Raw genomic sequence first — 12129 nt, forward strand, 5'->3', positions numbered from 1 at the left:
ATGCCGAGTCGCCGCCGGCCGGGCGCGGCGGGGTCCGGCGTGTCCGCCGGTCCGGCCTCCGGCGACGGCTCCGCGGCGCCCGCGCGTTCCGCGGCCGTGCGGCCTCGCGCCGGGCGCGAAGGCCGCGAAGGTTCGGAAGGCCCTGACGGCTCGTCGGGGCGGGGGCCGGTGCCCAGGGGGCGGCGGATTTGGCTCACCGGGAGAGTCTGGCAGGTCACCGAGGCGTCCCCAAGGGGAGCACCCCGCCTTTCCCCTCATTTTGCCGGGAATGCCAGGGCGTCGGAATTCTACCGGATACGCACCTGAATACACACCGGATGCACGCTCGGAACAATTCCCCTTCCACTATCAGTCGATTCAACAGTGGAAAAGCCAACTTAATCACCCGGCACCAAGATGCGATCTTTCAGGTCCGGAGCTTCCATGGAATGCGGAAAACGTCATCCAGAGGGAGGCCCGTATGGACCGGGATGTAACGTCGAATTCCGCACGGGGCGGTTCCACGGACACACTGCCGCCAGATGGAAGGCATTCCGCCACGACCGCCGAGGAGACCACGAGTACGCCGTCGGCCCAGGGCGGGTTCGCCGGCTCACTGCCCGATGGCTCCGCCACCAGGGCGAGGCAGGCCCAAGCGGCCGCTCCCGGCGCGGACATCGCCACTTCGGCCCGAGGCCTTTATCTCCCGCCGATGGTGCGCAGCCACGTCATGTACTCGGTACCTGACGGATGGATCTACTGGATGTCGTGGAACGACATCCGGGTCGGGGATTGCACGATGCAGCGGCCCCTGCTGTATCTGTACCCGGACGGAATGGTCTTCTTCCAGGCCACCACCAGCTCTTCTTCCTCCGGCGATGTCTGGCTGATGAAGGCGCTCCAGTTCTACGACGGGATGAATGAGCCGATCGGGCATCCCATTCCGCAGCACGACGGGATGACCATGGCGTGGGAGGGGTCCCAATATCCCTTCGTCTTCTGGGACGCAATTCCCGGAGTGGCACCGTCCGGCGCCGCCCAGATCCGCTCGGCGGCCATGACCAACCACTGCTGACGAGCAATCGTCAGCCAGGCGGTCAGCGCGGTCAGCCCTGGCGACCCTCGCCCGGCTGGTCGCGCACTCCGAGGCGCAGGTGCTCCACGTGATACAGCGCCTGGTCGAGCAGTTCCGCCACGTGGTTGTCGTAGAGCGCGTAGATGATCGAGCGGCCCTGGCGCTCCCCCGCGACCAGGCCCAGGTTGCGCAGCAGGCGGAGTTGGTGGGAGCAGGCGGAGGGTTCCATGTCGACGGCCGTCGCGAGATCGCCGACCGCGCAGGGGCCCTCCTGCAGGCGGGCGAGGATGCGCAGGCGCGACGGCGTGGCGAGGGCCTGAAGTGTGGCGGCGACGTCGGCGACACCGACGGCGTCCAGGCGCTCGCGGGTGGTCGCGCTGCTGGTCGTGACGGCTCCGTGACCCATGCGGGCAGCATACCCCGGCATACATGAAGACCTGTTCACATGAACCTGTATGGTGGGAATGCAAGCCACATCTGCCCGTGAAGGGGCTATTTGTCATGTCTTCCACCCTTGATCAGCAGCCGGTACGGGCCGTCGGCGGCACATCGCCCGCACCCGTGCGCAGCGCTCGTACGCGCCTGCTCGCGCTCCCCGAAGTGCGGTGGGCGCTGGCCGCGTTGGTGCTGTTCCTGGCCGCGCTCACACTGGACCTGCTGGGTGCGCCGGGGTGGATGTGGGGGCCGTTGTTCGCCGCCGTGTACGTGACCGGAGGGTGGGAGCCGGGCTGGGAGGGGCTCAAGGCCCTGCGCGAGAAGACGCTCGACGTGGACCTGTTGATGGTCGTCGCGGCCCTGGGTGCCGCGGCGATCGGGCAGGTGCTCGACGGCGCGCTGCTGATCGTCATCTTCGCCACCTCGGGGGCCCTGGAGGCGGTGGCCACCGCGCGTACGGCGGACTCGGTGCGCGGGCTGCTGGATCTCGCCCCGAGCACGGCGACCCGGATCCGGCCCGACGGCGGCGAGGAGGTCGTACCCGTCGAGCAGCTCGCCGTGGGGGACGTCGTCCTCGTACGGCCCGGAGAGCGCATCGGTGGTGACGGGCAGGTGGTGGACGGGTCCAGCGATGTCGACCAGGCCACGATCACGGGTGAACCGCTGCCTGTCGCCAAGTACGTCGGGGACGAGGTGTTCGCCGGGACGCTGAACGGCACGGGGGCGCTGCGGGTGCGCGTCGAGCGTGATCCCGCCGACTCGGTGCTCGCGCGGATCGTCAAGATGGTCGAGGAGGCCGCCGAGACCAAGGCGCCCACACAGCTGTTCATCGAGAAGGTCGAGCAGCGCTACAGCCTGGGCATGGTGGCCGCGACCGTGCTGATCTTCATGGTGCCGCTGCTGTTCGCTTCGGGTGTGCGGGAAGCGCTCCTGCGGGCGATGACGTTCATGATCGTCGCCTCGCCGTGTGCCGTGGTGCTTGCGACGATGCCGCCGCTGCTGTCCGCGATGGCGAACGCGGGGCGGCACGGCGTTCTCATCAAGTCGGCTGTCGTGATGGAGCGGTTGGGGCAGGTCGACGCGGTCGCGCTGGACAAGACGGGGACACTGACCGAGGGCGCGCCGCGCGTCGTCGACGTCCGTCCGTTCGCCGGATCGGGCCTGGGCGAGGACGAGTTGCTGCGGTGGGCCGCCGCCGCCGAGCATCCCAGTGAGCACCCGCTGGCGCGCGCCGTACTGGATGCCGCGGACGCCCGTGAGCTGCGGGCCCTGCCGACGGCAATGGACTTCGCCTCCCGGCCGGGCACCGGTGTCGTGGCCACCGTCGACGGCACACGTGTGGCCGTCGGCGCACCCCATCGGCTGGCGGGCGCGGACGATCCGGCGCTGGACGAGGCCGCCCGCCTGGAGAAGCAGGGCCGCACCGCCGTCCTGGTCACCCTCGACGGCAAGCCCGCCGGCGTGCTCGGCATCGCCGACCGGCCGCGCCCCGACGCCGCCGAGGCGACCCGCGATCTCACCGCGCTCACCGGCAGCGCGCCCGTACTCCTGACCGGCGACAACCCGCGCGCCGCCCAGCGGTTGGCCTCCGGGCTCGGCATCACGGACGTACGGGCCGGGCTGCTGCCGCAGGACAAGGTGGCGGCCGTGCGGGAGCTGGAGGGGGCCGGGCGGCGCGTGCTCGTCGTGGGCGACGGGGTCAACGACGCCCCGGCGCTCGCCGCCGCGCACACCGGCATCGCCATGGGCCGCGCCGGGTCCGACCTCGCCCTGGACGCCGCCGACGCGGTCGTCGTCCGCGACGAGCTCGCGGCGATCCCCACCGCCGTGTCCCTGTCCCGGCGCGCGCGCCGCCTCGTCGTGCAGAACCTGGTGATCGCAGGCACGTTCATCACCCTCCTGGTCGCCTGGGACCTGATCGGCACGCTGCCGCTGCCGCTGGGCGTCGCCGGCCACGAGGGCTCGACGGTGATCGTGGGGCTGAACGGGCTGCGGCTGCTGACAGATCGCGCCTGGCGTCGGGCCCGCGGCGGAACGGCTGAGTGATCCGTCCCCGGCGCACCGGCGCACCGGCGCCCGGATGTGAGCCGAAAGGACCACATAAGCAAATGGAGGCACCGGGCCACGCTGCCGTACGGTGGGCTGTCGACCGACCACCACGGAGTGAGCGACCACGGAGTCAGCCATGCCGAAGTCCGAGTTGTCGAAGAACCGTTCGTCCGTACGGCACAAACTCCACTACGCCGTACAGCATCCCGACCGGATCCCGCCCTACCTGCGCCGCACCGCGCGCGACACCTGGCTGCGAATGCGGCACCGCGACCACGTCGCGTACTACCGCGCCGTCATGGCCTCCGACACCGCACGCAGCCCCGAACTCGCCGTCGGCAGCCGCTCGGAGGACCGCTGGCTGGCGCTCGGGCAGATGCAGTTCGACTACCTGCTCGAACACGGTCTGACGCCGCGCGACCGGATGCTGGAGATCGGCTGCGGGAACCTGCGCGCCGGGTGGCGGTTCATCGACCACCTCGAACCCGGCCACTACTACGGGATCGACATCTCGCCTGACATCCTCGTCGAGGCGCAGCGCACCCTCGTACGCCGGGGTCTCCAGGACCGCCTCGCCCGGCTGGCCCTGGTCGAGAACCTGACGCTCGACTTCCTGCCATCGGGCTGGTTCACGGTCGTGCACGCCCACAGCGTCTTCTCGCACTCACCGCTGAAAGTCATCGACGAGTGCCTGGCCAACGTCGGGCGGGTGCTGGCGCCGGGCGGGTTCTTCGACTTCACGTACGACCGTACGGAAGGCACCGAACACCAGGTGCTCCGCGAGGACTTCTACTACCGCACCGAGACGCTCCTCGCGCTGGCCGAACGGCACGGCCTGACCGCCCGTTTCATGGACGACTGGGAACGGCGGCCGCACGGCCAGTCGAAGATCCGGGTCACGCACGCGTAGCCACGCTCAGGACGCGCGTGCCGCGGGCGACAGGTAGATCCGCAGCCCTTCCCACCGGACCGACGTCCAGGTGCGGGCGTACGAGGGCGGCGCACCCGTCCCGTCCGTCAGGACCGCGACCGGTGTCCGCCCGGCCGTCCGGGTGAGCGCGGCGGCCGTCATGTTGGCGTTGTAGCCGGTGGTGTCGATGGAGGCGCATCCGGCCCGGAAGGCGATCGGGACGTTGTTGCCGCCGGCGACCAGACAGGGCGCCCGTACTCCCAGGCGGTTGAGCGTCTGTGCGGTGCGCGCCCAGTCGCGGTGCCCGGCGGTGGCCCGGCCGACCAGACGGTCGAGCACGGCGTACTGCACGGCCAGATGGCCGACGACAACGAGCGCCACCAGCGTCACCGCCGCCGGGCGCCAGGCCCGGGGCGCCGCGGCGACCGTGTGCGCGACGCCGTCGGCGACCGGGATCGCCAGCAGCGCGTAGGCCGGGAGCAGGAAGCGAGGAGCGGCGTAGTCGATCAGGAAGAGATACGGGAACGCGGCCGCGGCGGCGCAGGCCAGCGGCACGAGTGTGCGCGCCGTGCGCCCGGCCCGGACCGCGACCACCAGGGCGAGTACCGCGAGCACGGGGAGCGCGAACCACCAGGCGTACAACGTCGGGTTCGGCAGTGCGCCCACGCACGGGCGGCACAGTGAACGGCCGACGAGGCTCCGCATCTGGTCGGCCACGGCCACGTTCCAGCCGAGCCCGCCCTGGATGCCGGAGCCGTCGGCCAGCCGCTGCGCCAGGCCGCCGTAGCTGACGTACGCCTCGACGACCCACTCACCCGCCCCGGCGACCAGTCCCGCCACCAGCCCCACCAGCAATCGCCAGTGCCGCCAACGGCGTACGGCGATCAGGGCGACCAGCAGCGGCAGGCACACCCAGACCGCGTCCGTCGGACGCATCAGCGCCATCAGTGCCGCGCTCGCCGCGAGGCCCCACACCGGAGCGCGCCGGGCCCTGTCCTCCTGGGCCCGCAGGAAGCAACCCGCACCGGCGAGCGCGCCCATCGCCACCCAGAAGTTGGGCATGGCCTGAGGGCCGTAGTAGAGCGTCACCCACAAGGACGCGAACAACGCGCCGCCGATCGCGAGGACGCGGGCGGGGAACAGGCCGCGCCAGACGCGCAGGGCGAGGAACAGCGCCAGTCCGGACAGCAGGGCCAGGTAGATCCGCAGCAGTGGAGTGGACGACGACCAGGCGGCGACCGGTGCCACCAGCACGGGGACGCCACGAGCGCGCGGCGCGCTGAAGTAGGCCGCGGGGGCATGTGCGCTCACCTGGCTGACGTACACCGTCTCGTCCCAGCCGAGGCCCATGCCGGGCCGGACGAGGGCGATTTGGGCGAGGACGAAGGTCCCGGCGACGAGGGCCAGCCAGCTGTTCTGCCGGCGGCACCAGCGGGCCTCGGCTGAGCGTGCCTGCTCGCCCGGCGAGGTGTGGCCGGGCTCGGTCTTCACGGTCCTGGGCATCCGCAACCCTTCACCCCTACGGCTCGTAGGGCAGCGATGTGCACCCCTGCGAGGTGCGGGGGTGTGGGCGAGGGCGAGAGGTCGGAACACGGCCAAGCTAACCCGCGGCTCGCGGAGGCGCAGCGCCCTGTCCCCCGTTCAGGCGGCTCTGTCGCGCTGAGGATGGGTCAGCTCACACCCGTCGGCTTTCCGTTCGTCAGAAAGTCGCGCGCACCCCGTCCGGCCGGTTGGCGTACCCGCGATGGCGAGGTGGGTGGAACGCCCCTACGTTTCCGCCATGACGCGATTCGTACGCTTTTACCCCTGTATTACCAAGGCAGTTACCAAGACGGTGGTCGCCACGTGTGCCGGTGCGGCGATCGCTGTCGGCCCGGCCGCGGGCGCGGCCGGCGCAGCCGTAGGGGCGGTCGGGGGCGCTGCGGTCGGGGTGCCGCCCCATGCCGACGGGCCGGACAGCCAGTTCCCGAGCGCGCCAGGAACGCCGGACACGCCAGACGTGTCGGCGCTGTCGTGGACGGTGACCGACGTCGAAACGGGCAACATGCTGGCAGCCAAGGCCCCGCACCGCCACCTTCCGCCCGCCAGCACCCTCAAGACACTCTTCGCGGTGACTCTCCTGCCCGAGCTGCCCGCGAACGCCGAGCACACGGCCGTCACCTCCGACATCGACTCCGTGGCACCCGGCAGCAGCATGGTCGGTGTCCACGAGGGCACCAGCTACACCGTCGGCGACCTGTGGCGGGGCGTCTTCCTCAGCTCCGGCAACGACGCGGTGAACACCCTCGCCCGGATGAACGGCGGACTGCCGCACACGCTCGCGCAGATGCAGACCACGGCGGAGAAGCTCGGCGCCCACGACACCCAGGTGCGCTCCCCCGACGGCTTCGACACCCCGGGGCAGTACTCCTCCGCGTACGACCTGTCCCTCTTCGCGCGGGCTGGGCTGCGGAACGCTGACTTCCGGCGCTACTGCTCGACGAAGTGGGCGCAGTTCCCGGAGGCCGGCGGGCCCGACTCCTTCGGCATCCAGAACACCAACCGTCTCCTGGTCGGATCCCATGGGGTGGAGCCCTATCCGGGGCTGATCGGTGTGAAGAACGGCTACACCTCGGAGGCAGGCAACACCCTCGTCACCGCCGCCACCCGCGACGGCCGCACGATCCTGGTCACCATCATGAATCCGCAGGGAGGGGCGCCCAACGCGGTCTACGACGAGAGCCGTGAGCTCCTGGACTGGGGGTTCGACGCGGCTCCCTCTGCCGTGACCGCGGGTTTTATGCGCGGGATGGCCTCGTACGGCGCGTCTCACCGCCCCGATCCGGCCCAGGCCGGAGCCGTGCCCGCGCAGGCTTCCGCAGCGTCCGGCCACTCGTCGTCCGACCTCGCCCGGCACCTCGGTACGGCCGCCGCCCTGCTCACCCTCGCGGCGGTCCCCTTCGTCGTCAGGATCGTCCGCCGCAAGCGCAAGGCCGCAGCCGAGTGAACGGCCGCACGCCCGACACCTGCGCACGCCCGGCACCCTGGTGAACGCCGCCCCCGCCGGCCGCGCAGGACGGGCGCCCCCGCACGAACCCGCGCAGAATGAGCGGGTGGCTCACATCGAACCGAGAGGCGGGCCCGACACGGACAGTCACTCCGAGGCCGCCGCCCATGTCGCCCTGGCGGTCAACGGCATGGGCACGTTCTCCTGGGACGTCGCCAGCGGTCTGATGCGCTACGACGACGGCGGCCTCGCGGTGATGGGGTTCCGGCCCGGCGAGTTCGACGGGCGGCTGGCCACGCTGGGTGAGCGGATGGTGGTCAGCGAACTGCAGGCCGTGGGAGAGCTGGTGGACCGCGCGCTGCGCGAGCGCTCCGGCTTCAGCCTCTACTTCCGCGTACGGCATCCCAGCGGGCGGCTCCAGTGGACGCACACGCAGGGCCACATCGTCCGAGACGAGCAGAACCGGCCGCTCCGGGTCATCGGCATCATCCGGGACGCCAGTCAGGAACTGCGCGCGGTGGACCAGAGCGAGCAGCTGCGCCAGGCGCTGGAGGACAGCCGCCGCCCGTCCGACCTCGTCGTCCACGTCAGCGACGCGCTCGTACCGACCGTCACCGTGGAGGACGTCGCCGACGCCCTCACCGACTCCCGGCTCCTGGAGCGCATCGGAGCGTCCAGCATCATCCTGGGGATGATCGACAACGGCCGGATGGAACTGGTCGGTTCCAACGGCGTCCATGAGAGCCTCATCCAGGACTTCCACCTGTCGCGGCTGACCGAGCCGCTGCCCCTCACCGAGGCGGTCCGCACCCGCGAGCCGGTGTTCGTCACCAACCGCCTCGAATTCATCGCCCGCTACCCGGCACTCACGCCGTACCTGTCGAAGTTCCCCGAGGCCGCGGCGGCCGTGTACCTGCCGCTCATAGCCCAGGACACCCCGATCGGTGCCGTCGGGCTCTCCTACGAGGGCCGGGCGAGCTTCCCGCCCGACGAGCGTGCCGTACTCACGGCGCTCGGCAAAGTCATCGCGCAGTCCCTCCAGCGGGCGCTGCTCTACGACCAGGAGCACGAGCTGGCCGCGGGCCTGCAGACCGCGATGCTCCCCGGGATCCTGCCGCACGTGCCCGGCCTGCACCTCGCGACCCGCTACCGGCCCACGCGCGCCCGGGGCGGCATCGGCGGCGACTGGTACGACGCGCTGACGCTGCCGGACGGCCGGATCGCCGTCATCGTGGGCGACGTACAGGGCCACGACGTGACGGCCGCCGCCGTGATGGGCCAGCTGCGCATCGCCCTGCGCGCTTACGCGGCCGAGGGGCATCCGCCGTCCACGGCCATGGCGCGTGCCTCCGCGTTCCTCGCCGAGCTCGACACGGACCGCTTCGCCACGTGTCTCCTCGCGCTCATCGACCCGGTCACCGGGCTCACGTCGATCGTGCGCGCCGGCCATCCCGAGCCGGTCCTCCGCTGCCCCGACGGGCGCTGCGTCTGGCTCGACACGCCCGGTGGGCTGCCGCTGGGTCTGTCGGCGCCGGGCGAGCAGGTCGCGTACCCGGTCTTCGAGACGGTGCTCGACCCGGGTTCGACGCTGGTGCTGTGCACGGACGGACTCATCGAGGCGCGGGCCCAGGACCTGGACGAGGGGCGGGCGCGGCTGCTCGACGCGCTGGCGGCCGCACCTGGTACGCCCGACGCGCTGGCCGACCATCTCCTTGACGTCATGGCGGCCTACACCGGTGAGGAGGACGACGTGGCGCTGCTGGTGCTGCGGCGCGGCCGGGGCGAGGCCAGCCCGGTCGCGCGGCTGGAGGCCGTCATCTCCCCCAGCGACCCGGACGCCCTGCGCGACGCCCGGACCGCCCTGCGCGAGGCGTTGCACAGCTGGTCGCTCGAGGCGCTGTGCGACACGGCGGAACTTCTCGCCTGCGAGCTGGCCACCAACGCGCTGCTGCACACCGACGGCCATGCCACCCTGACGGCCCGGCCGGTCCGGCACAGCGGCCGGGGCCTGCGCCTGGCCGTCAGCGACACGTCGACGGAGTCGCCCCGCCGCCGGGCCGCGACGGAACAGAGCACGTCCGGGCGCGGCATGATGCTCGTCGAGGAACTGGCCACCGCCTGGGGCGTGGAGCCCCGGGGCAACGGCAAGACGGTGTGGTGCGAGCTGTCCCTCGACCTGATGCGCTGAGCCTCGCGCGGTGCGGTGAGCCAAGCGTGGTGCTGTGAACCCGGCCTCGTGCGGTGAGCCCGCCTCATCCAGCAAGCCCCGCCTCAACAGACAAGCCCCGCACCGGAAGCCCGCACCGGATGCCCGCCCAGCTCCCTCAGCGAAGCGTGATGTACGGCTCGAACGCGTCCAGCAGCAGGTCGCGCATCCGTGCCGCGTCCATGTCCCCTGTCCCCGCGAGCACTTGGATCGCGAGGCCGTCCACCATGCTGGTGAAGCGGCTGGCCATGGCCTCCGCGTCCGCGCCCTCGGCCATGCCCTCCCGCTGGCAGGTCCGCAGCAGGTCGACGACGATCTGCCGCCAGCGGTTGTACACCCCGCGCTGGCCTTCCCGCAGGGTCGGGTCGAGGACAGCCTCGTTCCACGACTGGACCCACACCGACCACTCGTCGGCGTCCTCCTCGGTGGTCGTCAGCTGTACCTCGATCAGCCTGCGCAGCTTCTCGACCGTGGTGTCGGCGGTCTTGAACTCCTCTTCCAGGCGCGTGTGGAAGCGTTCCGCGTAGAAGACGAGGGCGGAGCGCAGCGCGTCGTCCTTCGTCGGGAAGTGGTAGTGGACGGTGCCGGTGCTGGTGCCGCACGCGCGGGCGATGTCGGCCACCCGTACCTTGTGGAACCCTCGACGGGCGATGAGCCGGGCGGTGGCTTCGAGGATCTGGGCGCGGCGGAGGTCTGCGTCCACGGCGTCGGCGCGGCGGCGCACGGGCTGCCCGCCGCCGGCACCTCCGCGAGCGGCGGGGGGCTTTCCCTCACCGGTCCGCAGGTACCGCTGCGACACCTTGCCCACCTGCGCGATGGCGGCGATCTCGTGGTCCCGCAGCCGGCGGTTGCCGCGCAGGGCCTTGGACAGCGCGGTGGGGTCCATGCCCACGCGGCCGGCGAACTCCCGCTGGCTGATGGGCGCCGACAGCACCACGAGGCGCGCCCGCTCCGCCAGGGTCGCGGTGTCCCCCGCATCCGTCGCGGTGTCGCCCGCGCCGCCCTCCGTCACCCCGTGGATCGCCGTCATCGCGCTGGTCCGTTCAGCCTTCCGCTTGAGTGGAGAGTGCGGCGGCCACTTCGTCCGCCGCGCGCCGGCCCGACGAGATCGCACCGTCGATGTAGCCGTTCCACACAGTAGCCGTCTCCGTTCCGGCCCAGTGCAGGGTGCCGGTGGGTTCGCGCCAGCCGCGCCGCCCATATCCCGTCCAGCCGCCGGGAGTTACGTAGGCCTCGTACCCGCCCTTCGCGAAGGGGTCCTGCGACCAGGTCTTCTCGGTGTAGTCGAGCGGGCGGGCGGCACGTTCGCCGACGACGGAGGTGAAGCTCGCGAGGACGGTCTCGCGACGGCGGGCGTCGTCCAGGCCGCACCAGCCGGTGACCCGGTCCCCGTACACGAAGCCGACGAGCACACCGTGCGAAGCGTCCTCCGGGGAGTTGTCGAACACGACGCCCACGGGGCCGTCGTCGTAGAGGGTGGCGACGCCGGAGAGTCCCGCGTCGCGCCAGAACGGGGTGTCGTAGATCGCGTGGACCTTGGCTACGCGGCCCATCGGGCTGTGCGAGAGCCAGCCCTCCCTGCTGACGGGCAGTCCGGGCATGAAGTGCAGAGACCGGACGGCCTGCGGCGGCATCGCGATGATCGCGCGGCGGGCCTCGAAGACGGTGGTCGCGGTATGGACGCGGACGCCGTCGCCGTCGTACTCGATGGAGCGGGCCTGCGTGTTCAGGCGGACGCGGTCGCCGAGGAGGTCCGCGACCGCGCGGGCGGGACCGGCCGCGCCGCCCGTGAACCGGCTGTCCTGGGCGCAGTCGCGGGTCTCCATGAGCTGCTCGTAGCCGCCGGCCGCCGCGATGTAGAACAGCACGTGGAACAGAGAGATCTCGTACGGTTCCGCGCACCACAGGCCCTGGACGGAGAGGGCCAGCCGGCGCCGGGCGTCGGCGTCGTCGGTCTGTGCGCGGAAGAACGAGTCGGCGGTCTGCCCGTCCCACTCGGCGAAGCGGGGTGTGAGCCAGGGGTGGGTGGTGTCGACGGTGCGGGCGAGTTCGTCGAGGAGGTCGGCGACGCGGTTGTACTCGGCGATGCCGGGGCCGTCGTCGGGCGCGGCGCCGACGTAGGGGACGGTCCGGCCGTCGTGCCACACCTCGACGTGCTTGCCGGTCTCCCAGGTGGGGAAGGTGCCGCAGCCGAAGCGGTCGGCTAGGGCGCGCAGGTGTGTCTGGGTCGGGCCGATCCACTGTCCGCCGTGGTCGAGGGTGACGCCGGTGGGTGTGGTCTCGGTGAGTACGCGGCCACCGACCCGGTCGGCGGCCTCGATGAGCGTGAAGTCGATTCCGCTGTCGTGGAGTTGGAGGGCCGCGGCCAGTCCCGCGTAACCGCCGCCCACGATGACGACCTCGGATTCGACCAGGTCCATTTCGGTCTGTTCCCACATGGCCGCAGAGCTTGTCGCAAGACTGAACAGCTAGTCAATACTTGCGAAAGG

Annotated in this window: 9 protein-coding genes; 5 read left to right on the top strand and 4 right to left on the bottom strand. The window is 71.5% G+C overall.

Annotation, left to right across the window (positions count from 1 at the left end; genetic code table 11):
- Positions 1–460 precede the first annotated feature (460 nt).
- Positions 461–1054 carry a hypothetical protein gene (locus tag ABZ893_RS13135; RefSeq protein ID WP_361401433.1) on the top strand — a complete coding sequence of 198 codons (594 nt, stop codon included), beginning with the start codon at positions 461–463 and terminating at the stop codon, positions 1052–1054.
- A gap of 31 nt (positions 1055–1085) precedes the next feature.
- On the opposite strand, the gene ABZ893_RS13140 is transcribed toward ABZ893_RS13135, so the two are convergent.
- Positions 1086–1460 (bottom strand): metalloregulator ArsR/SmtB family transcription factor, encoded by a 375-nt coding sequence (locus ABZ893_RS13140; protein WP_361401436.1) that lies wholly within the window; start codon positions 1458–1460, stop codon positions 1086–1088.
- Between the two features lie 95 nt (positions 1461–1555).
- On the opposite strand from ABZ893_RS13140, the gene ABZ893_RS13145 reads away from it, so the two are divergent.
- Together ABZ893_RS13145 and ABZ893_RS13150 are read left to right on the top strand one after the other, a co-directional pair.
- Positions 1556–3535 (top strand): heavy metal translocating P-type ATPase, encoded by a 1980-nt coding sequence (locus tag ABZ893_RS13145; RefSeq protein ID WP_361401439.1) that lies wholly within the window; start codon positions 1556–1558, stop codon positions 3533–3535.
- 139 nt (positions 3536–3674) lie between these two features.
- Complete coding sequence (locus tag ABZ893_RS13150; RefSeq protein ID WP_361401442.1) at positions 3675–4448, top strand: class I SAM-dependent methyltransferase; 774 nt, start codon at positions 3675–3677, stop codon at positions 4446–4448.
- Between the two features lie 6 nt (positions 4449–4454).
- On the opposite strand, the gene ABZ893_RS13155 is transcribed toward ABZ893_RS13150, so the two are convergent.
- Positions 4455–5951, bottom strand: a complete 1497-nt coding sequence (locus ABZ893_RS13155) for a hypothetical protein (protein ID WP_361401445.1) — start codon at positions 5949–5951, stop codon at positions 4455–4457.
- A gap of 277 nt (positions 5952–6228) precedes the next feature.
- Between ABZ893_RS13155 and ABZ893_RS13160 the strand changes: the two genes are divergently transcribed.
- Both ABZ893_RS13160 and ABZ893_RS13165 read left to right on the top strand, forming a co-directional pair.
- Positions 6229–7434, top strand: coding sequence for a serine hydrolase (locus tag ABZ893_RS13160; RefSeq protein ID WP_361401447.1), 1206 nt, complete (start codon positions 6229–6231; stop codon positions 7432–7434).
- Between the two features lie 106 nt (positions 7435–7540).
- A complete protein-coding gene (locus ABZ893_RS13165) occupies positions 7541–9622 on the top strand; it encodes a SpoIIE family protein phosphatase (RefSeq protein WP_361401449.1) in 2082 nt (693 codons plus the stop codon).
- 136 nt (positions 9623–9758) lie between these two features.
- Here the strand turns inward: ABZ893_RS13165 and ABZ893_RS13170 are convergent, their stop codons facing one another.
- Positions 9759–10670, bottom strand: a complete 912-nt coding sequence (locus ABZ893_RS13170; protein WP_361401452.1) for a TetR/AcrR family transcriptional regulator — start codon at positions 10668–10670, stop codon at positions 9759–9761.
- Between the two features lie 13 nt (positions 10671–10683).
- Positions 10684–12078, bottom strand: a complete 1395-nt coding sequence (locus tag ABZ893_RS13175) for an FAD-dependent oxidoreductase (protein WP_361401455.1) — start codon at positions 12076–12078, stop codon at positions 10684–10686.
- Positions 12079–12129 lie beyond the last annotated feature (51 nt).

It is taken from the genome of Streptomyces sp. NPDC046821, from assembly GCF_040645335.1.
In the GTDB taxonomy this organism is placed as follows: Bacteria; Actinomycetota; Actinomycetes; order Streptomycetales; family Streptomycetaceae; genus Streptomyces.